Source organism: Enterobacter sp. DVT3837 (assembly GCF_056238685.1).
In genome coordinates, this window is record NZ_JBWDLA010000001.1 from 2,372,131 (window position 1) to 2,394,187 (window position 22,057).

Annotated in this window: 14 protein-coding genes and 3 tRNA genes; 11 read left to right on the top strand and 6 right to left on the bottom strand. The window is 53.9% G+C overall.

Annotated elements, in window-relative coordinates:
• Positions 1-4: 4 nt before the first annotated feature.
• The 4 genes from recC (at position 5) to recD (ending at position 11,757) form a co-directional block, all read left to right on the top strand.
• Entirely contained in the window at positions 5-3,379 is a 3,375-nt protein-coding gene (gene recC / locus AC0XWG_RS11670; protein ID WP_128347307.1) for an exodeoxyribonuclease V subunit gamma, read from the top strand.
• Positions 3,380-3,518: 139 nt separating this feature from the next.
• Positions 3,519-6,401, top strand: a complete 2,883-nt coding sequence (ptrA, locus tag AC0XWG_RS11675; RefSeq protein ID WP_475680600.1) for a pitrilysin — start codon at positions 3,519-3,521, stop codon at positions 6,399-6,401.
• Positions 6,398-9,940: an exodeoxyribonuclease V subunit beta gene (gene recB / locus AC0XWG_RS11680; protein ID WP_128347309.1), complete on the top strand. Its 3,543-nt coding sequence runs from the start codon at positions 6,398-6,400 to the stop codon at positions 9,938-9,940. Before ptrA ends, recB begins: the two co-directional genes overlap by 4 nt.
• Positions 9,937-11,757 (top strand): exodeoxyribonuclease V subunit alpha, encoded by a 1,821-nt coding sequence (gene recD, locus AC0XWG_RS11685; RefSeq protein WP_475680601.1) that lies wholly within the window; start codon positions 9,937-9,939, stop codon positions 11,755-11,757. Before recB ends, recD begins: the two co-directional genes overlap by 4 nt.
• 34 nt (positions 11,758-11,791) lie before the next feature.
• Here the strand turns inward: recD and argA are convergent, their stop codons facing one another.
• The gene (gene argA, locus AC0XWG_RS11690) at positions 11,792-13,123 is read right to left on the bottom strand and encodes an amino-acid N-acetyltransferase (RefSeq protein WP_028016905.1); all 1,332 of its coding nucleotides are present in this window, start codon (positions 13,121-13,123) and stop codon (positions 11,792-11,794) included.
• Between the two features lie 227 nt (positions 13,124-13,350).
• Here argA and amiC point away from each other — a divergent pair, with 227 nt between their 5' ends.
• Complete coding sequence (gene amiC / locus AC0XWG_RS11695; protein ID WP_028016904.1) at positions 13,351-14,604, top strand: N-acetylmuramoyl-L-alanine amidase AmiC; 1,254 nt, start codon at positions 13,351-13,353, stop codon at positions 14,602-14,604.
• Between the two features lie 89 nt (positions 14,605-14,693).
• Here the strand turns inward: amiC and AC0XWG_RS11700 are convergent.
• The 3 genes from AC0XWG_RS11700 to AC0XWG_RS11710 all read right to left on the bottom strand — a co-directional run bounded on the left by AC0XWG_RS11700 (position 14,694) and on the right by AC0XWG_RS11710 (position 15,012).
• Positions 14,694-14,770: transfer RNA gene (locus AC0XWG_RS11700), tRNA-Met, on the bottom strand.
• A 44-nt stretch (positions 14,771-14,814) separates the two neighbouring features.
• A tRNA-Met gene (locus tag AC0XWG_RS11705) sits at positions 14,815-14,891 on the bottom strand.
• Between the two features lie 44 nt (positions 14,892-14,935).
• Positions 14,936-15,012: transfer RNA gene (locus AC0XWG_RS11710), tRNA-Met, on the bottom strand.
• A gap of 208 nt (positions 15,013-15,220) precedes the next feature.
• On the opposite strand from AC0XWG_RS11710, the gene mltA reads away from it, so the two are divergent.
• Both mltA and tcdA read left to right on the top strand, forming a co-directional pair.
• On the top strand, positions 15,221-16,318 hold the full coding sequence (gene mltA, locus AC0XWG_RS11715) for a murein transglycosylase A (RefSeq protein ID WP_028016903.1): 1,098 nt from the start codon (positions 15,221-15,223) through the stop codon (positions 16,316-16,318).
• 76 nt (positions 16,319-16,394) lie between these two features.
• Positions 16,395-17,201 (top strand): tRNA cyclic N6-threonylcarbamoyladenosine(37) synthase TcdA, encoded by an 807-nt coding sequence (gene tcdA / locus AC0XWG_RS11720; RefSeq protein WP_028016902.1) that lies wholly within the window; start codon positions 16,395-16,397, stop codon positions 17,199-17,201.
• Here the strand turns inward: tcdA and csdE are convergent.
• Together csdE and csdA are read right to left on the bottom strand one after the other, a co-directional pair.
• A complete protein-coding gene (gene csdE / locus AC0XWG_RS11725) occupies positions 17,192-17,638 on the bottom strand; it encodes a cysteine desulfurase sulfur acceptor subunit CsdE (RefSeq protein WP_128347311.1) in 447 nt (148 codons plus the stop codon). The genes tcdA and csdE overlap by 10 nt on opposite strands.
• Positions 17,638-18,843, bottom strand: coding sequence for a cysteine desulfurase CsdA (gene csdA, locus AC0XWG_RS11730; RefSeq protein ID WP_475680602.1), 1,206 nt, complete (start codon positions 18,841-18,843; stop codon positions 17,638-17,640). The genes csdE and csdA overlap by 1 nt, the downstream gene beginning before the upstream one ends.
• 192 nt (positions 18,844-19,035) lie before the next feature.
• Here csdA and AC0XWG_RS11735 point away from each other — a divergent pair, with 192 nt between their 5' ends.
• The 4 genes from AC0XWG_RS11735 to rlmM all read left to right on the top strand — a co-directional run bounded on the left by AC0XWG_RS11735 (position 19,036) and on the right by rlmM (position 22,056).
• Positions 19,036-19,263: a YgdI/YgdR family lipoprotein gene (locus AC0XWG_RS11735; protein ID WP_028016899.1), complete on the top strand. Its 228-nt coding sequence runs from the start codon at positions 19,036-19,038 to the stop codon at positions 19,261-19,263.
• A gap of 347 nt (positions 19,264-19,610) precedes the next feature.
• Positions 19,611-20,528, top strand: a complete 918-nt coding sequence (gene gcvA, locus AC0XWG_RS11740; protein WP_028016898.1) for a glycine cleavage system transcriptional regulator GcvA — start codon at positions 19,611-19,613, stop codon at positions 20,526-20,528.
• 39 nt (positions 20,529-20,567) lie between these two features.
• On the top strand, positions 20,568-20,963 hold the full coding sequence (locus AC0XWG_RS11745) for a DUF423 domain-containing protein (protein WP_028014272.1): 396 nt from the start codon (positions 20,568-20,570) through the stop codon (positions 20,961-20,963).
• Positions 20,956-22,056 (top strand): 23S rRNA (cytidine(2498)-2'-O)-methyltransferase RlmM, encoded by a 1,101-nt coding sequence (gene rlmM, locus AC0XWG_RS11750; RefSeq protein ID WP_049005912.1) that lies wholly within the window; start codon positions 20,956-20,958, stop codon positions 22,054-22,056. The genes AC0XWG_RS11745 and rlmM overlap by 8 nt, the downstream gene beginning before the upstream one ends.
• The last annotated feature ends 1 nt before the right edge of the window (position 22,057 follow it).

Here is a 22,057-nt window from a genome sequence, read left to right on the forward strand (position 1 = left end):
GTCTATGTTAAGGGTTTACCACTCAAATCGTCTGGATGTGCTGGAAGCACTGATGGAATATATCGTTGAGCGCGAGCGGCTTGACGATCCTTTTGAGCCTGAAATGGTGCTGGTGCAGAGCACCGGTATGGCACAGTGGCTGCAAATGTCGCTTTCCCGCAAATTTGGCATTGCCGCGAACATTGAGTTCCCACTACCCGCGAGCTTTATCTGGGAGATGTTTGTCCGCGTGTTGCCGGATATCCCGGAGCACAGTGCGTTCAACAAGCAAAGCATGAGCTGGAAGCTGATGGCGTTGCTGCCGGAAATGCTTCAGCGTGATGAGTTCGCGATGCTGAACCACTATCTCAATGACGATACCGATAAACGCAAGCTGTTCCAGCTCGCGTCGCGTACCGCCGATCTCTACGATCAATATCTTGTTTATCGTTCTGACTGGTTAATTCGTTGGGAAGCAGGTGAGCTGGTGGAGGGGTTACCGGAGGCGCAAATCTGGCAGGCGCCACTGTGGAAAGCGCTGGTGGAGCATACGGAGAAACTTGGCCAGCCTAAGTGGCACCGTGCCAATCTGTACGATCGGTTTATCTCCATACTTGAAAATACGTCGGAGCGACCAGCCCGACTGCCATCACGCGTGTTTATCTGTGGAATATCTGCATTACCCCCAGTCTATCTCAAGGCGTTGAATGCGCTGGGTAAACATATTGATATTCATATTTTGTTTACCAACCCTTGCAGGCAATATTGGGGGGATATCCTCGACCAACGCTGGCTTTCGCGGCTGGTGACTCGCCAACGAAAACGCCTTTTTGAAGAACGAACCATCCCGCTGTTTAAAGACGGCTCGACTGCCGGGCAACTTTTCGATGAAGAAGGTATCCAGAACCTGCCCAATCCGCTGCTTGCTTCGTGGGGGAAGCTGGGGCGTGATTACATTCACATGCTTTCTGATATCACTTCATCAGGTGAAGGCGACGTGGATGCCTTTGTTGAGATCTCCCCGGATAGCCTGCTGCATAATATTCAGTTAGATATTCTGGAGCTGGAGAACCGTGCCGTCATGGGTGTTACGGCGCAAGAGTTTGAACGCAGCGACAGGAAGCGGAGGCTGGATCCTGACGATCGCAGTGTCACCATCCACGTTTGCCACAGCCCGCAGCGTGAAGTTGAAATCCTTCATGACCAGCTGTTGAACATGCTGCAGGATGATCCTGAGCTGACGCCGCGCGATATCGTGGTGATGGTGGCGGATATCGACAATTACAGTCCCTTCATTCAGGCCGTTTTTGGCAGTGCGACGGGTGAACGATACCTGCCTTACGCTATCTCGGACCGCCGTGCCCGTCAGTCTCACCCGGCTTTGCAGGCATTCATCACCCTGTTGTCACTGCCTGATAGTCGGTTTATCTCCGAAGATGTTCTGTCATTACTGGATGTTCCTGTTCTGGCTACCCGCTTCAACATCAATGAAGAGGGGTTACGCTACCTTCGCCAGTGGGTGAACGAATCGGGTGTTCGCTGGGGGATCGATGACGATAACGTCCAGTCGTTCGGACTCCCCCCAACTGGGCAGCATACCTGGCGGTTTGGCCTGACACGTATGCTGTTGGGATATGCCATGGAAAGCAGTCAGGGGGAATGGAATGAGGTACTGCCTTACGATGAGACCAGTGGGTTAATTGCTGAACTGGTGGGGCATTTGGCTTCACTATTGATGCAGCTTAACCGCTGGAGAAGTGAGTTAATGCAACCGCGTACTCTGGAAGAATGGCTCCCGGTTTGCAGGGCATTGCTCAATGATTTCTTCCTGCCAGACAGTGACACTGAAGCCGCAATGGCGCTCATTGAAACGCAGTGGCAGGCTATCGTCGACGAGGGCGTGAACTCCCATTATCACGAAGAGATCCCCTTGTCACTGCTGAGGGATGAGTTGACGCAGCGGCTTGACCAGGAGCGAATCAGTCAGCGTTTCCTGGCGGGCCCGGTGAATATCTGCACCCTGATGCCAATGCGTTCTATCCCGTTCAAAGTGGTGTGTCTGCTTGGCATGAATGACGGTATTTATCCACGTGCACTGGCACCACTGGGATTTGATCTGATGAGTGCTAATCCAAAGCGGGGTGACCGTAGTCGTCGTGATGACGATCGCTATCTCTTTCTTGAAGCGCTCATTTCCGCCCAAAGTAAGCTCTATATCAGTTACATCGGCCGTTCAATTCAGGACAACAGTGAGCGTTTCCCTTCTGTTCTGGTGCAGGAGCTGGTGGATTATATCGGACAGAGCCACTACCTGCCGGGGGATGAAGAACGTAACTGCGATGAAAGTGATAAGCGGGTGAAAGCGCATATCACCTGTTGTCATAGCCGCATGCCGTTTGACCCGGTGAACTACGTGGTGAGTGAGCACCAGAGCTATGCTCACGAGTGGCTTCCTGCGGCGAAAAAAGAGGGAACTGCGCATACCGATTTCATTCAGGCGCTTGACCCTCGGCCCATTGACACACTGACATTTGAACAGCTTCAGCGGTTTTGGGCGCACCCGGTGCGGGCCTTTTTCCAGCAGCGATTACAGGTCAATTTCCGCTCTGAAGAGAACGAAATTCCCGATGCGGAGCCCTTTACGCTGGAAGGGCTGGAGCGCTATCAGTTAAACCTGCAGCTGTTGAATGCACTGGTTGATCAGGAAGATGCTGACAAACTTTTTCGCCGTTACCGCGCAGCAGGGCAATTGCCTTATGGGGCGTTTGGTGAAATTGTCTGGGAGGCGCAGTGCCAGGAGATGACAGCGCTGGCCGAGCGCGTAAGGGAGTGTCGACAACCCGGTAAAAGCATTGAAATTGATCTCAACTGTAACGGCGTTCAGTTGACGGGCTGGCTAACCCTGGTTCAGGCGGACGGGCTGCTACGCTGGCGACCTTCTATGCTTAGCGTTTCTCAAGGGTTGCAACTCTGGCTGGAACATCTTGTCTACAGTGCGATGGGTAATAAAGGCGAAAGCCGGATATTCGTGCGCAAAGAGGGCGAATGGCGCTTCCCACCGATGGAGTCTGAACAGGCGTTACGTTATCTGTCTTTGTATATTGAGGGCTACCGTCAGGGCATGAACAAACCACTTTTGTTACTGCCTGAGAGTGGCGGTGCCTGGATAAAAGCCTGTTATGACGTACAGAATGATGCAATGTTAACGGACGAGGCGTCACTGCAGAAAGCGCGAAGTAAATTTATACAAGCCTATGAAGGAAACATGATGGTACGTGGCGAAGGTGAAGATGTCTGGTATCAGCGCTTATGGCGCACTCTTGAACCAGAGTACTTCGAGACGATCACGGAAGAGGCACTGCGTTACCTGTTACCGTTGTTCAAATTTAATCAGTCCTGAGTGTTGTATAAAAATTGCACAGGAAAGGGTGTTCATTTATGATGCACCTGTTATCACGGACTGATGTACTCAAAGAAAGAGATGCTGGCGTGCCCAGCACGCAGTTTGTTAATGATGTAGCCGTGATAAAGAGGTCGTAATGCCAGGCAGCACCTTGTTTAAAGCGTTGGTTTTGTTTGTCGCCCTTTGGGCTCCCTTCACTCAAGCAGACTCCGGTTGGCAACCTGTTCAGGAAACTATCCGTAAGAGCGAAAAAGATACCCGGCAGTATCAGGCTATACGCCTTGATAACGGCATGACCGTGCTGCTGGTTTCCGATCCGCAGGCGGTGAAATCCCTCTCGGCGCTGGTGGTGCCGATTGGGTCACTGGAAGATCCTGATGCCCATCCTGGGCTTGCGCACTATCTGGAACATATGACGCTGATGGGGTCTAAAAAATACCCGCAGCCAGATAGCCTGTCCGAATATCTGAAAATGCACGGGGGTAGTCATAATGCCAGCACAGCACCGTACCGTACGGCTTTTTATCTCGAAGTCGAAAATGATGCACTGGAAGGGGCGGTCGATCGCCTTGCTGATTCCATCGCTGCACCGCTTCTGGATAAAAAATATGCTGAACGTGAACGCAATGCCGTTAATGCTGAGTTAACCCTTGCCCGTACGCGAGACGGTATGCGCATGGCCCAAGTGAGCGCCGAAACCATTAACCCGGCGCATCCGGGTTCGCGTTTCTCCGGTGGTAACCTGGAAACTTTAAGCGATAAGCCAAACAGCCCGGTGCTTGATGCGCTGCATGCGTTTCGCGACAAATATTACTCCGCGAACCTGATGAAAGCGGTTATCTACAGCAACAAACCGCTGCCAGAGCTGGCAAGCATGGCCGCTCAGACGTTTGGTCGTGTGCCGAATAAAAATATCGACTTACCTCAGATAACCGTTCCGGTAGTCACGGACGCCCAAAAAGGGATTGTTATCCACTACGTGCCCGCCTTGCCGCGCAAGGTGTTACGTGTTGAATTCCGCATTGATAACAACACGGCACAGTTTCGCAGTAAAACCGACGAGCTGGTGACCTATCTGATTGGCAACCGTAGCCCGGGTACGCTTTCTGACTGGCTGCAAAAACAAGGGCTGGTGGAAGGGATTCGAGCCGACTCCGATCCCGTTGTGAACGGCAATAGCGGTGTGCTGGCGATATCTGCAACCCTGACCGACAAAGGGCAGGCAAACCGTGATGAAGTGGTGGCGGCGATCTTTAGCTACATTTCTCTGCTGCGTGATAAAGGCGTCGATAAACGCTACTTTGATGAACTGGCTCACGTGCTGGATCTCGATTTCCGTTACCCGTCTATTACCCGCGACATGGACTATGTGGAGTGGCTGGCGGATACCATGATCCGCGTGCCGGTGGAACATACTCTTGATGCGGTCAATATCGCCGATCAGTATGATGCTGAGGCCGTAAAAGCCCGCCTTGCGATGATGACCCCCCAGAATGCCCGCATCTGGTACATCAGCCCGAATGAACCCCATAACAAAACGGCCTATTTTGTAGACGCCCCTTATCAGGTAGACAAAATCAGCGCCCAGACCTTCGCCGACTGGCAGAAAAGAGCCGGGGAGATTGCGTTGAAACTGCCGGAGTTGAACCCCTACATTCCGGATGATTTCTCGCTGATCAAAACCACGAAGGACTATCCGCACCCGGAGCTGATTATTGATGAGCCGACGCTTCGCGTGGTGTATACCCCAAGCCGGTATTTTGCGAGCGAGCCAAAAGCAGATGTCAGCGTTGTTCTGCGTAACCCTAAGGCGATGAATAGCGCCAAAAATCAGGTGATGTTCGCCCTGAATGACTATCTTGCTGGCATCGCGCTCGATCAGCTCAGCAATCAGGCGGCCGTGGGGGGAATCAGCTTCTCAACTAATGCCAATAACGGTTTGATGGTCAATGCAAATGGCTACACTCAGCGCCTGCCTCAGCTGTTCCAGGCGCTGCTTGAGGGCTATTTTAGTTACACGCCGACGGAAGAGCAGCTTGAGCAGGCCAAATCCTGGTATGCGCAGATGATGGACTCTGCGGAGAAGGGCAAAGCTTACGATCTTGCGCTTATGCCAGCGCAAATGTTGTCGCAAATTCCTTATTTCCAGCGTGAAGATCGCCGCGCGTTACTGCCTTCTATCTCATTGAAAGATGTCCTCGCTTACCGTGATGCGTTGAAAACCAACACGCGTCCCGAGTTCCTGATCGTCGGCAACATGAGTGAGGAGCAGGCCAAAAAGCTGGCGGAGAATGTACGCACCCAGCTCGGCTCGAAAGGTGACGAGTGGTGCCGCAACCAGGATGTGCTGGTTGAGAAAAAACAGAATGTGATTTTTGAAAAGGCGGGCACTAGTACGGATTCTGCGCTGGCAGCGGTGTTTGTACCAACGGGTTATGATGAATTCTCCAGTTCAGCGCGGAGTGCCGTTCTGGGACAGATTATTCAGCCGTGGTTCTATAACCAGCTACGTACAGAAGAGCAGCTTGGCTATGCGGTCTTTGCGTTCTCCATGAACGTTGGCCGCCAGTGGGGGCTGGGTTTCCTGCTGCAAAGTAGCGATAAACAACCGGCCTATCTCTGGCAGCGTTATCAGGCTTTCTTTCCACAAGTGGAAGCAAAACTGCGCGCCATGAAACCGGACGAATTTGCCCAGATCCAGCAGGCCGTCATCGCCCAGGTGATGCAGCCACCGCAGACATTGGGTGAAGAAGCGTCACAGCTCAGCAAAGATTTTGATCGCGGTAATCTGAACTTTGATTCGCGTGATAAAGTAGTGGCCGAGATAAAACAGCTGACGCCTCAGAAGGTTGCCGAGTTCTTCCATCAGGCGGTGATTAAGCCGCAGGGAATGACCATCCTGTCTCAGGTTTCCGGTAGCCAGAACGGGAAAACGGAGTACGTGAACCCGAAAGGCTGGAAAGTCTGGAAGAGCGTCAGCGCGCTGCAGCAAACTATGCCCTGGAGTAAGAAAGAATGACCGATACCGCTGAGCCTCTTGATCCCTTACGTTTACCTCTAAAGGGTGAACGATTGATTGAAGCTTCAGCGGGAACGGGAAAAACCTTCACCATTGCCGCGCTCTATCTGCGCCTGCTGTTAGGGCTTGGCGGTAACGCGGCTTTTCCACGTCCTTTAAGCGTGGAAGAGCTGCTGGTCGTCACCTTCACCGAGGCTGCCACCGCGGAGTTGCGCGGCCGTATTCGTTCCAATATCCATGAGCTGCGTATCGCCTGTCTGCGTCAGAGTACGGATAACCCTCTCTACGCGAGCCTTCTGGAAGAGATTGCTGATAAGCAACAGGCTGCCCAGTGGTTGCTTCTCGCTGAACGGCAGATGGACGAAGCGTCCGTCTTCACCATTCACGGTTTTTGTCAGCGCATGCTGAGCCTGAATGCGTTTGAATCCGGCATGCTGTTTGAGCAGCAGCTCGTTGAAGATGAATCCGTGCTTCGCTATCAGGCCTGCGCGGATTTCTGGCGTCGCCATTGCTACCCCTTACCGCGAGATATCGCAGAAGCGGTACATGCGTTATGGAAGGGCCCCGAGGAGCTTCTGCGTGCCATCGATCGCTATCTTCAGGGTGAAGCACCGGTAATCAAATCTCCGCCGCCAGCAGATGAAACTCTCGCTTCTCGCCATGAAAAAATTACCGCCAAAATTGCGGCCATCAAGCAAAAGTGGAATACGTCGGTCGGCGAGATTGAGGCGATCATCGAAAATTCCGGGATCGACAGACGTAAATTTAACCGTGCAAATCAGGGGAAATGGATCGATAAGATCAGCGCCTGGGCACAGGAAGAGACGCGAGGGTATCAGCTCCCGGATGCGCTTGAAAAATTCTCTCAGCGTTTTCTGGTTGAACGAACCAAACCCGATGGCATTGTGCCGGAGCATCCGCTGTTTGTGGATATCGAAGCCCTGCTGGCCGAACCGTTGACGCTCAATGACCTGATGATCACCCGCGCTATGGTGGAGATCCGTGAAACCGTCTCGCGTGAAAAGCGTCGCCGCGGTGAACTTGGGTTTGACGATATGCTGAGCCGCCTGGATGCCGCGTTATGCAGCGAAAATGGTGAAGCACTTGCCGCGGCTATTCGTAACCGTTTCCCGGTTGCGATGATTGACGAGTTCCAGGATACCGACCCGCAGCAGTACCGTATTTTCCGCCGTATCTGGCGACAACAGCCTGATACCGCGCTGTTGTTAATTGGCGATCCTAAACAGGCTATTTACGCTTTTCGTGGTGCGGACATTTTCACCTATATGAAAGCCCGCAGCGAAGTTGACGCACATTACACACTGGATACCAACTGGCGTTCATCTCCCGGGATGGTAGAGAGCGTCAATGCGCTTTTCAGCCGCATGGATACGGCATTTATGTTCCGGGAGATCCCTTTCCAGCCGGTAAAATTTGCGACAAAAAATGCCTCATTGCGCTTCGAATTCAACGGTACGACTCAGCCCGCCATGAACTTCTGGCTGCTGGACGGAGAAGGCTGTGGCGTCGCGGACTATCAAAATGCAATGGCACAGCACTGTGCCGCGCAAATCCGTGACTGGCTGAGTGCAGGGGCTCGTGGCGAGGCGGTGCTCTGGAAGGGGGAGGAGTCAACCCCTGTAAAGGCATCGGATATTACGGTGCTGGTGCGTAGCCGTCAGGAGGCCGCGCTTATCCGCGATGCCCTGACATTGCTGAACATTCCGTCCGTCTACCTCTCAAACCGGGACAGTGTTTTCGAAACGCTGGAAGCGCAGGAGATGTTATGGCTGCTGCAGGCGGTGCTGGCCCCGGAGAGGGAGAGCACGCTTCGCAGCGCGTTAGCCAGCGCGATGCTCGGGCTGAATGCGCGTGATATTGATGCGCTCAACAACGACGAAGACGCGTGGGATGCGGTAGTGGAAGAGTTTGTTTACTACCGGGATAAATGGCACAGACGCGGTGTAATGGCGATGATACGTGAGTTCATGGCGCAGCGTCACATTGCGGAGAATATGCTTGCGACCGCGGGCGGTGAACGTCGTCTGACCGACATTTTGCACATCAGTGAACTGCTGCAGGAAGCGGGCACGCAACTGGAGAGTGAACACGCTCTGGTGCGCTGGCTGGCGCAACAGATTGCCGACCCGAACAGTAATTCGTCCAGTCAGCAGATGCGTCTTGAAAGTGATAAACATCTGGTGCAGATCGTCACCATTCACAAGTCGAAAGGCCTGGAGTATCCGCTGGTCTGGTTGCCGTTTATTGCCAATTACCGCGTGCAGGATCAGGCCTTTTACCACGATCGCGAGTCATTTGAGGCGGTGCTCGATCTCAGTAAAGCTGAGTCCAGCGTTGAGCTGGCAGAGGCCGAACGTCTGGCGGAAGATTTACGCCTGCTCTATGTAGCGCTGACCCGTTCGGTCTGGCACTGCAGTATGGGTGTCGCCCCACTGTTTCGTCGCCGTGGTGAGAAGACCGGGGAGAGCGATTTTCATCTGAGTGCGCTGGGGCGGCTTATTCAGCTCGGTGAACCCAAAGATGCAGCAGGCCTGCGTCAGTGTATCGAATCATTATGTGGGGATCATACTGCCCTGCACATTCCGTCGCAGCCCGATAATAGCCGCTGGCAAATGCCGGAGCTGCGCGAGTTTGAGCTCCATGCCCGCCAGGTTGTGCGCACAATTGCTGACGACTGGCGTGTGACGAGTTATTCCGGTTTACAGCAGCACGGACAGAGCATTGCCCAGGATCTGATGCCAAAACTGGACGTCGATGCAGCAGGGACCGGTAGCGTACCTGTTGAGCCAGCGCTCACTCCGCATCAATTCCCGCGTGGCGCCTCACCAGGCACATTTTTACATAGCCTGTTTGAAGAGCTGGATTTTACCCAGCCAGTCTCTGAAGAGTGGGTGCTGAAGATGTTGCAGAGTGGAGGCTATGACGCACAGTGGCAACCGGTTCTCACAGACTGGATCAGCACGGTTCTGCACGCCCCACTGACGGCGCAAGGGATCTCTCTGAGTCAGTTGACTAACAAAGATAAACAGGTGGAGATGGAATTTTATCTCCCTATTGCCAGCCCCCTCAGAGCCGACGCGCTTGATGCGTTGATCCGCGAGCATGATCCGTTATCTGCCGGTTGCCCAGCGCTGAACTTCCGCCAGGTGCAGGGAATGTTAAAAGGGTTTATCGACCTGGTTTTCCGCCACGAAGGGCGTTACTACCTGCTGGACTACAAATCAAACTGGTTGGGTGAAAACAGCGAAGCCTATACCCAGCAGGCGATGGCATCAGCCATGCAAGCACATCGCTACGATCTGCAGTATCAGCTCTATACCCTGGCGCTGCATCGGTACCTGCGGCATCGCATTGCCGATTATCGTTACGAAGACCATTTTGGCGGCGTTATTTACCTGTTCCTGCGCGGAGTGGATGCTAGCGACCCGCGCTCTGGCATCTTTAGTACGCGTCCGGCTGTGGAACTGATTGAAAAAATGGATAACTTGTTTGCCGCAAGCACAGAGGAGGTGGCATGACGATGCAGGCGCTATTGCTGGAAGCGGTAGAACAACGATTACTCCGCCACCTCGATGTACAGTTCGCCATGATGGTGGCAGGCGATGAACCCGCCGTGATGCTCGCCGCCGCAATCCTGAGTAAAGACGCGGGAGAGGGGCATGTCTGCCTGCCGCTGTCGCGTCTGGTTGTTGATGAGAAAATGCCTCCGGCTTTACAGGCGTGTTTCGCGTTGCTGGATGACGCAGTGGACTGGCAGGCGATATTACTCGGCTCGCCCGCCGTGAGCGGAACCGATACCGGGACGCCGATGATCCTGAGCGGCGAACGTTTGTACCTTAACCGGCTGTGGCGCAATGAACTGACGGTGGCGCGTTTCTTCAGCGAGACGAATGCGCCTCTGCCTTGCGATGAAGCGCAACTCCGGCACGTGCTGGATACGCTGTTTACCTCTGATGAGGCGACAGACTGGCAAAAAGTCGCGGCAGCCGTGGCGTTGACGCGGCGGATCTCGGTTATCTCTGGCGGCCCGGGAACCGGGAAAACGACCACCGTGGCAAAACTGCTTGCCGCGTTGATCCAGCTATCGGGCGAGCACAAGTGCCGTATTCGTCTGGCGGCCCCCACTGGCAAAGCGGCGGCTCGTCTGACGGAATCGTTAGGTGGGGCCTTGCAAAAGCTGCCGCTCACCGGTGAGCAACTTGCGCTTTTCCCAAATGAAGCCAGTACGCTGCACCGACTGCTTGGTGCTCAGCCAGGTAGCCAGCGTCTGCGATATCATGCGGGTAACCCGTTGCATCTGGACGTACTGGTGGTAGATGAAGCATCGATGATCGACCTGACGATGATGTCGCGGTTGATTGATGCTCTGCCGCCCCATGCGCGCGTCATTTTTCTGGGCGATCGTGACCAGCTTGCTTCAGTGGAAGCTGGGGCGGTGCTGGGGGATATTTGTACTTACGCCAGCTTTGGCTACACCACCGCGCGTGCTCAGGAGCTGGCGCGTTTGACCGGATGCGTACTTGAACCCGATAACTCGCCGGTGGCGGGAGCGCTACGCGACAGCCTGTGCCTGCTGCAAAAAAGCTATCGTTTCGGCAGCGACTCCGGTATCGGCCAACTGGCTGCCGCGGTAAACCGTGGCGATCGGCACAGTACCCGTGCGGTGTTTGACGGTACGTTTACCGACATCGAGAAAAAATCACTGCAAAGCGGAGAAGAGTATCAGGTGATGCTGGATGACGCCCTGGAGGGGTATCAGCATTTCCTGGCATGTGTCCAACAGCGCAACTCACCAGAGCAGGTCATTGCCGCCTTTGGTGAGTACCAGTTACTGTGCGCACTGAGGGAAGGGCCGTTTGGCGTCAGTGGGCTGAACGACAGGCTGGAGCAGCTTCTTGTTCAGAAGCACAAAATCAACCGCATGCCGCATTCGCGCTGGTTTGAAGGACGACCCGTAATGATCTCCCGCAACGACAGTGCGCTGGGGTTGTTTAACGGGGATATCGGGATTGCGCTCGATCGCGGCCAGGGGCTGCGCGTCTGGTTCCAGTTACCGGACGGTAGCGTGAAGTCTTTCCAGCCCAGCCGTTTGCCTGAGCATGAAACCGCGTGGGCGATGACGGTGCATAAATCCCAGGGCTCCGAGTTTAACCATGCGGCGCTGATCCTGCCGACACAGCTTTCACCTGTTATTACCCGCGAGCTGATTTATACCGCGATTACGCGCGCGCGTCAGCGCTTGTCACTCTATACCGATGAACGTGTGCTGGTGCAGGCCATTGCCACCCGTACAGAGCGCCGGAGCGGACTGAGCGCGATATTTGAGTCTCTTTAAGCGAAAGCCCTCACCAGACGGTGAGGGCATCGTATCATCCCAGATCAGCCATCAGCACTTTTGAACGGCGCTGATAGTTGTACATCTCTTTCTTCGTTTCTGGCAGATAATCTATATCTACCGGCGTGAATCCACGCTCCTGGAACCAGTGAATGCTGCGTGTCGTCAGGACGAACAGCTTGCTCAGGCCCATCTGGCGGGCTTGCGCTGCCACGCGCTCAAGCAGCATTTCGCCGCGTGAGGAGCTGCGGTAATCAGGATGCACCGCCACGCAGGCCATTTCACCGATCTTCTCTTCCGGGAATGGATAGAGTGCGGCACAGGCAATGGTCAGGTTATCGCGCTGAATAATGGTGAATTTGTCGATCTCCATTTCCAGCTGTTCCCGCGAACGACGCACCAGAATACCCTGTTGCTCCAGCGGCCGGATCAGTTCCAGAATACCGCCGATATCATTGATGGTGGCGCGGCGGATCTGCTCCGCACTCTCCATCACAATCTGTGTACCAATACCGTCGCGGGAGAACAGCTCCTGCAGTAGGGCGCCGTCTTCCTGATAGCTGATCAGGTGGCTGCGGCGCACGCCGCTGCGACAGGCTTTCACCGCACCACGCAGAAAACGCACGGTACCAGAATGGTAGTCACCTTCAGCTTCCAGTGCTTCTACGCGGGCCTGGGCTTCATTAGGGAAGAGTTCGGGCACAATCACCCCTTCATCGTTTACGACACCCTGGGAAGAGCAAAACCCAATCATTTTTTCCGCCTTCAGCTTGATCGCTAGCTGCGTGGCAATCTCCTCAGACGTCAGGTTAAAGCTTTCTCCGGTCACGGAAACGGCGACCGGGCCCATCAGCACGATGGCACCGCTGTCGAGCTGGCGGTGGATTGCCTCTTCATCAATACGACGAATACGTCCGCTGTGGCAATAGTCCACGCCATCGTCCACGCCGAGCGGCTGGGCAATGATGAAGTTACCGCTCACGACGTTGATATGCGCACCCTGCAATGGCGTGTTGTTCAGGCTCATCGACAGGCGAGCCGTAATATCCAGCTGCAGCAGACCTGCAGCTTGCTTCACCAGCTCCAGGGTTTTCGCATCCGTAACGCGGGTATGTTTGTGGTAAATCGGCTCGTGGTGGTGTGCGGCCAGGTTGGCGTCGATCTGCGGGCGCGCGCCATAGACCACCACCAGGCGGATCCCGAGGCTGTGTAGCAGGCCAATGTCATTGACGATGCTGGAAAAATTTTCATGCTCAATGGCTTCGCCGCCAAGCATGATGACAAACGTTTTTCCCCGATGGGCGTTGATATAGGGAACAGAATGGCGGAATCCCTGGACCAGTTCGGTTCTACGCTCCTTCACCATGGCACAACCCTTAATGAATGTTTATTCGTAATTTCTGTATTTTTATTCGATTGTGGGCGTGTGTGCAAGCGCAAATTTTCCGCGACCCACAGAAATTAATAAGTAATCCGTGCGTTAACGTATGATTGTTTACCCTTTTATAGATGACAGTTTATGCGTCATTCGTTAAAGTTTTCGGTCAATTTGGACATTTTGTATATCAGTCAGTTTTCTTGCTCGGGAGAAGCATGTCGGGATCCAACTCAGCAATAAGCCGTCGCCGTTTGTTAAAAGGGGCCGGGGCAATGTGGTTGCTTAGCGTCAGTCAGGTAGGATTAGCCGCCACAAGTCAGGTGGTGGCGGTTCGCGTCTGGCCGTCGTCGACCTATACGCGCGTGACGGTTGAATCCAATCGCGTGTTGAAATATAAGCAATTTGCCTTAAGCAATCCTGAACGCGTGGTCGTGGATCTCGAAGGGGTGAATCTCAATTCCGTGCTGAAGGGGATGGCGGCGCAGATCCGCGGTGACGATCCGTTTATTAAATCGGCGCGCGTCGGGCAGTTTGATCCGCAAACCGTGCGTATGGTGTTTGAGCTGAAGCAGAACGTTAAGCCTCAACTGTTTGCTCTCGCACCTGTTGCGACCTTCAAAGAGCGTCTGGTAATGGATCTCTACCCGGCGAATGCGACGGATATTCAGGATCCTCTGTTGGCGTTACTGGAAGATTATAACCAGGGCAATCTTGAGAAGCAGGTTCCACCTGCGCAAAGTGGCCCACAGCCGGGTAAAGCAGGGCGCGATCGTCCGATTGTGATCATGCTTGATCCGGGGCACGGCGGGGAAGACTCGGGTGCTGTCGGAAAATATCGCACCCGCGAAAAAGACGTGGTGCTGCAAATCGCCCGCCGTCTGAAGGCGTTGATCGATAAAGAAGGCAATATGCGCGCCTATATGACGCGTAATGAAGATGTCTTTATTCCGCTGAAAGTTCGCGTGGCAAAAGCGCAGAAGCAGCGCGCCGATTTGTTTGTGTCTATCCATGCGGATGCGTTTACCAGCCGCCAGCCAAGCGGTTCTTCGGTGTTTGCGCTCTCAACCAAAGGGGCGACCAGTACTGCCGCGAGATATCTCGCGGATACCCAGAACGCCTCGGATCTCATCGGTGGTGTGGGCAAAAGCGGCGACCGTTATGTCGATCACACCATGTTCGATATGGTGCAATCACTGACCATCAACGACAGCCTGAAATTTGGTAAAGCGGTGTTGGGCAAGCTGGGTAACATCAATAAGCTGCATAAAAACAGCGTAGAACAGGCCGGGTTTGCGGTGCTCAAGGCGCCGGACATTCCGTCCATTCTGGTTGAGACGGCTTTTATCAGTAATGTTGAAGAAGAGCGTAAGCTCAAGACGGCAAAATTCCAGCAGGAGGTAGCGGAGTCGATTCTGGCAGGGATCCGAGCGTATTTCTCTGATGGGGCGACGCTGGCGCGACGCGGGTAAATCTTTCAGCCGGGTGAAATACCCGGCAAATTCACAAACGACAGATACAAAAAAACACCCTTAAGGGTGTTTATTGTTTTAAGAAGTATTGGTTGCGGGGGCCGGATTTGAACCGACGACCTTCGGGTTATGAGCCCGACGAGCTACCAGGCTGCTCCACCCCGCGTCCGTCTTTCTACTTCTGTAGAAACTTACTTCTTCAAATTTGATTGGTTGCGGGGGCCGGATTTGAACCGACGACCTTCGGGTTATGAGCCCGACGAGCTACCAGGCTGCTCCACCCCGCGTCCGTCTTTCTACTGTTGTAGAAGATACTTCATCAAATTTTAATTGGTTGCGGGGGCCGGATTTGAACCGACGACCTTCGGGTTATGAGCCCGACGAGCTACCAGGCTGCTCCACCCCGCGTCCGTGGATGCGCACTATACTCGGATAGGTTTGTGATGCAACCCCTTTTTCACATAAATCATGATTTTGTATGCAAATTGAACGACATGGCTCTGTTTGGACTATTTTTTGCGCAAAATTTGCCAAAGGTCATGCGATCGCATTTCATTAGCCCTGGCGGTTTGTTATCTTCATCACGCGGAAATGGGCAACTTAAAGACGAGATATAATGAAAGGACGTTGGGCGAAGTATCTGATGACGGGCGCAATGGTAGCCATTCTTGCGGCCTGCTCTTCCAAACCGACCGATCGCGGTCAACAGTATAAAGACGGGAAATTATCCCAGCCTTTCTCCTTAGTTAACCAGCCTGATGCTGTTGGCGCACCGATTAACGCCGGAGATTTCTCCGAGCAGGTCTATCAGATCCGCAATGCGTCACCACGCCTGTATGGCTCACAAAACAACGTTTACAGTGCAGTACAGGACTGGCTGCGCGCGGGCGGCGATACGCGCAACATGCGCCAGTTTGGTATCGACGCCTGGCAGATGGAAGGGGCAGATAACTACGGGAACGTCCAGTTCACGGGGTATTACACGCCAGTGATTCAGGCGCGGCACTCCCGCCAGGGCGAATTCCAGTATCCAATTTATCGTATGCCGCCAAAACGCGGCCGCCTGCCGTCCCGTGCAGAAATCTACTCTGGTGCGTTGAGCGAAAACTACGTCCTGGCTTACAGCAATTCACTGATGGATAACTTCATCATGGATGTTCAGGGCAGCGGTTATATTGATTTCGGTGATGGTTCGCCGCTTAACTTCTTCAGCTATTCCGGTAAAAACGGCCATGCCTATCGCAGTATTGGTAAGGTGTTGATCGATCGCGGCGAAGTGAAGAAAGAAGATATGTCGATGCAGGCGATCCGCGAGTGGGGTGAAAAACACAGCGAAGCCGAGGTGCGCGAGCTGCTGGAACAAAACCCGTCGTTTGTCTTCTTTAAACCGCAAAACTTTGCTCCGGTGAAAGGGGCGAGCGCTGTACCGCTGATTGGTCGTGCGTCTGTGGCATCGGATCGTTCAATTATTCCTGCTGGCACTACGCTGCTCGCGGAAGTGCCTCTGCTGGATAATAATGGCAAATTTAACGGCCAGTATGAGCTACGTCTGATGGTGGCGCTGGATGTGGGTGGGGCGATTAAAGGCCAGCACTTCGATATCTATCAGGGGATTGGTCCGGATGCGGGTCACCGTGCCGGCTGGTATAACCACTACGGACGCGTATGGGTGCTCAAAGCAGCGCCGGGCGCCGGAAGCGTATTCAGCGGCTGATTGTGGTATTCTGAGCGCAATACGGATTCATGTTCAGGGTGAGGAGAAACCTCACCCTTTTTACATCTGAGGTTTTATGTCAGTGGTAATCAGTGATGCCTGGCGTCAGCGTTTTGGCGGCACGGCACGTCTCTATGGTGAAAAAGCCCTGCAGCTGTTTGCGCATGCGCATGTCTGCGTCGTGGGCATTGGTGGTGTGGGTTCCTGGGCGGCAGAAGCGCTGGCGAGAACCGGTATTGGCGCAATCACGCTGATTGATATGGACGACGTGTGCGTCACCAACACCAACCGTCAAATCCATGCCCTGCGTGATAACGTCGGTCTGGCAAAATCTGAGGTCATGGCGGAGCGTATTCGTCTGATCAACCCTGAATGCCGGGTGACGGTCATTGACGACTTTGTGACAGCCGATAACGTCGCAGAGTACATGAATAAAGGCTACAGCTATGTGATTGATGCCATTGACAGCGTACGCCCTAAAGCGGCGCTGATCGCTTACTGTCGTCGTTACAAGGTACCTCTGGTCACCACTGGTGGCGCAGGAGGGCAGATCGACCCTACGCAGATCCAGGTGGCCGATCTGGCGAAAACCATTCAGGATCCGCTGGCTGCCAAGCTGCGTGAACGGCTGAAGAGCGACTTCAACGTGGTGAAGAACAGCAAAGGCAAGCTCGGCGTTGACTGCGTGTTTTCTACAGAAGCGCTGGTCTACCCGCAGGCTGATGGTTCTGTCTGTGCGATGAAAAGTACGGCGGAAGGGCCAAAACGTATGGATTGTGCCTCAGGCTTTGGTGCGGCCACCATGGTGACCGCGTCCTTCGGTTTTATAGCTGTATCTCACGCCCTGAAGAAGATGATGGCGAAAGCAGAACGTCAGGCCTGAGCCTGACGTGCCGCAGCCTGCACCGCTTCGCTAAGCGCGATCAGACCCTGGCCGCGTGAGGCGCTAAGCTGCGCCCGCAGCCCAAGCTCATCAAACAGCGCCAGCGGCGAGTGTGCCAGCAACTCCGCCGCGCTTTTCCCCTCGACGGCGGTTAACAGTACCGCCAACAGCCCGCGGACAATACGTCCTTCGCTGTCGCCAAAGAAATGCAGCTTCTCGCCGGCGACACTTACGCCCAGCCAGACGCGGTTCTCGCAGCCAGCGATCTCTTTTGCCTGCGCTTTTAGATCGTCAGACAGCGTCGGGAGCTGTTTGCCGAGAAGGATTAACTGGCGATATTTATCTTCCCATTGTGAGAGAGGGGCGAAGGTCTGTTTTAAGGTCTCTTCTGTGATGACCGTGCCAAACGGGTGTCCGGCTAAAGCAGCGTGAGTCATTAATCCACCAGTATTTCAAGGGCGCGGTCGACGGCGGCAACCAGCGCATCAACATCGCTTTGGGTATTATATGGCGCAAACGAGGCGCGTAGCGTACCGCTTACGCCGAGCGCCGCCAGGAGCGGCTGGGCACAATGCTGTCCGGCACGCAGGGCAATGCCATACCCGGCAAGTAACGTCACCATGTCGCTATGATGAACGCCTGCAAAATCAAAGGCGAGCAGGCTGGAATCCTGAACGCGGAACGAGCGGAAACCCGGGCGCTTTTTGAGTTCTTCCTCTGCGAGCGTCGCCAGTCCGCGGCTCCAGCTTTCAGCCTGAGCAGTGTCTGTTTCAGCAAGCCATTCGAGAGCGGCACTCAGACCAATGACGCCGGCCACGTTTGGCGTACCGGCTTCAAGGCGATAGGGAATCTCCTGGGTTTTAAAGCCGTCGAAGGTCACTTCGGTAATCATTTTGCCGCCACCGAGCCACGGTGTCATTTGCGCCAGCAGTTCCGGCTTACCGTACAACGCACCGATGCCGGTTGGGCCGTACAGCTTGTGTGCAGAGAAAGCGTAAAAATCAATATCCAGCTTTTGCACATCAGCAGGGAAATGCACGATCCCTTGTGCGCCATCGACCATCACCACCATGCCGCTGGCATGGGCGATGCGAATGGCCTGAGCCAGATCCGGACATCCCCCCGTGACGTTCGACATCTGCCCGAGGGCCAGAATGCGGCTGCGTGGAGTAATCAACTCAGGCAGTTGAGCACCGTCGGGCAGGAGATCTGGTCCCAGCGGGAGTTTCACAATACGTGCCCCCGTTTGCTCAGCGACCATCAACCACGGTACCAGGTTGGCATGGTGCTCTGCCTCACTGACGATGATCTCATCTCCAGGCTGTAGCAACGGGCGTGCATAGCACTGGGCCACCATATTGATGGCTTCGGTCGTACCCCGCGTCCAGACGATATTTTTCCCGCCTTCTGCATTGATCAAACGTGCTACCTGATCGCGTGCGGCTTCATAGCGCGCGGTCAGACGCTGCGCTTCGGCAAACTGGCTGCGATGCACATTCCCGGCGCTCAGGCTGTAGAACTGCTGCGTCGCTTCAATAACCGCCTGTGGCTTCAGGGCGGTGGCAGCGCTATCAAGATAAATACCGGCATCGGCCAGCGCCGGAAACTGTTCGCGAAAATGTGCGGGACTGAAAGCGTTCATGGGATTCCTCATTTCAATAGCAAGATCGTCGCGCAATTTCAGCGGCAGGGCAAGGAGGTTGATATCTATCAGAATTGTCTGCTTATCCTGATGACCCCAAAAAAGCAGGTTATGCTAAATAGTGTTAGGCGGATGTTTTAGCCTGTTATAAATCGAGGTTTGAATAGCATTAATTGCTAAAGGAGAATAATCATGAACAAGACAGCTGCAATCATTTCTGCCTGTGCGTTTACTTTTGCCCTGAGCGCCTGTTCTGGTAACAACTACGTGATGCACACCAACGATGGTCGTTCCATCGTTTCGGAAGGGAAACCGTCAACTGATAATGATACCGGGATGATTTCATACAAAGATGCCAACGGGAACAAGCAGCAGATCAACCGAAGCGATGTTAAAGAGATGGTTGAGATTCAGCACTAAGATCGCAGGCGAAAAAAAAGCACCGCAAATTGGCGGTGCTACATTAATCACTATGGACAGACAGGGTAAATGTACAGGAAGTGAAAAATTGGTAGCGTTGCTACCGTGGTCTGAATCGCAGACCAATTGCAAACACAACAACACAACATCACAACCGTAAGCCAAAAGCCCTTCAGAACACGCATTCCAAAAAAAGCTCTTCGTTCCGGCTCAGGAAGTGCCGCCACTATAGGTATTTGCTGGTAGTTCCTCAACGGACAAATTATAATGTCTCAGATAAAAAAAACTAATAGGTTAAACGTTGTTTCCTGTTTGTTAAAATCCGTTAACATCTAAGCCAGATAACCATGTCGAAGCGATTGCCACCCCTTAATGCATTACGTGTTTTTGATGCAGCAGCACGTCACCTGAGCTTTACACGTGCAGCAGATGAGCTTTTTGTGACACAGGCCGCAGTAAGTCACCAAATCAAGTCCCTGGAGGATTTTCTGGGCCTTAAGCTGTTTCGTCGACGCAACCGTTCATTGCTGTTGACCGAAGAGGGGCAGAGCTATTTTCAGGATATTAAAGAGATTTTTTCCCAGCTCACAGAGGCCACGCGTAAGCTGCAGGCCCGAAGTGCAAAAGGTGCCCTGACTGTTAGTTTATTGCCCAGTTTTGCCATTCAATGGCTGGTGCCAAGACTCTCAAGCTTTAACTCAGCTTATCCGGGGATCGACGTTCGAATCCAGGCGGTCGATCGTCAGGAAGACAAGCTGGCAGATGACGTCGATGTCGCCATTTTTTACGGTCGCGGTAACTGGCCGGGCTTGCGCGTCGAAAAATTATACGCAGAATATCTCCTGCCGGTCTGTTCGCCTCTGCTATTAACGGGTGAAAAGGCGCTGAAGACACCTGCTGACCTGGCGCAACATACACTTTTACATGATGCGTCTCGCCGTGACTGGCAAACTTATACCCGTCAATTAGGTCTTACTCATATAAACGTGCAGCAGGGGCCCATTTTTAGCCACAGTGCGATGGTGTTACAGGCTGCTATTCACGGGCAGGGCGTGGCGTTGGCGAACAACGTGATGGCACAGTCCGAAATTGAGGCCGGCCGCCTGGTTTGCCCTTTTAATGATGTTCTGGTCAGCAAGAATGCGTTTTATCTGGTTTGTCATGACAGTCAGGCAGAACTGGGTAAAATAGCCGCTTTCCGGCAGTGGATACTGGCGAAAGCGGCAAGCGAGCAAGAAAAATTCCGCTTCAGGTATGAACAATAACGTTTGTGTGCCGGGCACGCATCAATTCAGGACTTAAACATGACCAGCCGATTCATGCTGATTTTTGCCGCGGTGAGTGGCTTTATTTTTGTTGCACTGGGCGCTTTTGGCGCACATGTATTAAGCAAGTCTTTGGGCGCAGTAGAGATGGGCTGGATCCAGACCGGCCTTGAATATCAGGCATTCCACACGTTGGCTATTTTTGGGCTGGCGGTGGCGATGCAGCGCCGTATCAGTATCTGGTTTTACTGGAGCAGCGTCTTTATGGCGTTGGGCACCGTGCTTTTCAGTGGCAGTCTCTACTGTCTGGCACTTTCGCATTTACGCCTGTGGGCGTTTGTTACACCTGTCGGTGGCGTTAGCTTCCTGGCGGGTTGGGTATTAATGTTTATCGGAGCTATCCGTCTGAAACGCAAGGGCGTTGTTCATGAATAAGGTTGTTTTATATTGTCGCCCGGGGTTTGAGAAAGAGTGCGCCGCGGAAATTACCGATAAAGCGGCAAAGCGCGAGGTCTTCGGCTTTGCGCGCGTTAAAGAGAATGCAGGCTATGTGGTATTTGAATGCTATCAGCCTGAAGACGCGGATAAGCTGGCGCGTGAACTACCTTTCAACTCATTGATCTTTGCCCGCCAGATGTTTGTCGCGGGTGAACTGCTGAAGGATCTTCCGCCGGAAGACCGTATCACCCCAATTGTCGGCATGCTGCAGGGCGTGGTGGAGAAGGGCGGGGATCTGCGCGTTGAAGTGGCGGATACCAATGAAAGCAAAGAGCTGATGAAGTTCTGCCGCAAATTTACCGTACCGCTGCGTGCAGCGCTGCGTGATGCGGGTATCCTGACGAACTACGAAACACCTAAACGTCCGGTGGTGCATATCTTCTTTATCGCACCAGGCTGCTGCTATACGGGGTATTCATACACCACCAACAACTCTCCCTTCTTTATGGGCATCCCGCGTTTGCGCTTCCCGGCCGATGCGCCGAGCCGTTCAACGCTGAAGCTGGAAGAAGCCTTCCACGTCTTTATCCCGGCAGATGAGTGGGACGAGCGTCTGGCAAACGGCATGTATGCCGTCGATCTCGGTGCGTGCCCGGGCGGCTGGACCTACCAACTGGTGAAACGTAACATGTGGGTTTCATCTGTCGATAACGGCCCGATGGCACAAAGCCTGATGGATACCGGGCAGGTTACCTGGCTGCGTGAAGATGGTTTCCGCTATCGTCCGAACCGTAACAACATCTCCTGGATGGTGTGCGATATGGTTGAGAAACCGGCCAAGGTGGCCGCGCTGATGGCTTCCTGGCTGGTGAACGGCTGGTGTCGTGAGACGATCTTCAACCTCAAGTTGCCAATGAAAAAGCGCTATGAGGAAGTGTCGCAGAATCTGGCTTATATTCAGCAGCAACTGGATGAGCATGGCATTAACGCGGAGATCCAGGCGCGTCAGCTGTATCACGACCGCGAAGAGGTGACGGTGCATATTCGTCGCTGGTGGGCCGCTGTCGGTGGACGTCGCGACGAGCGATAGT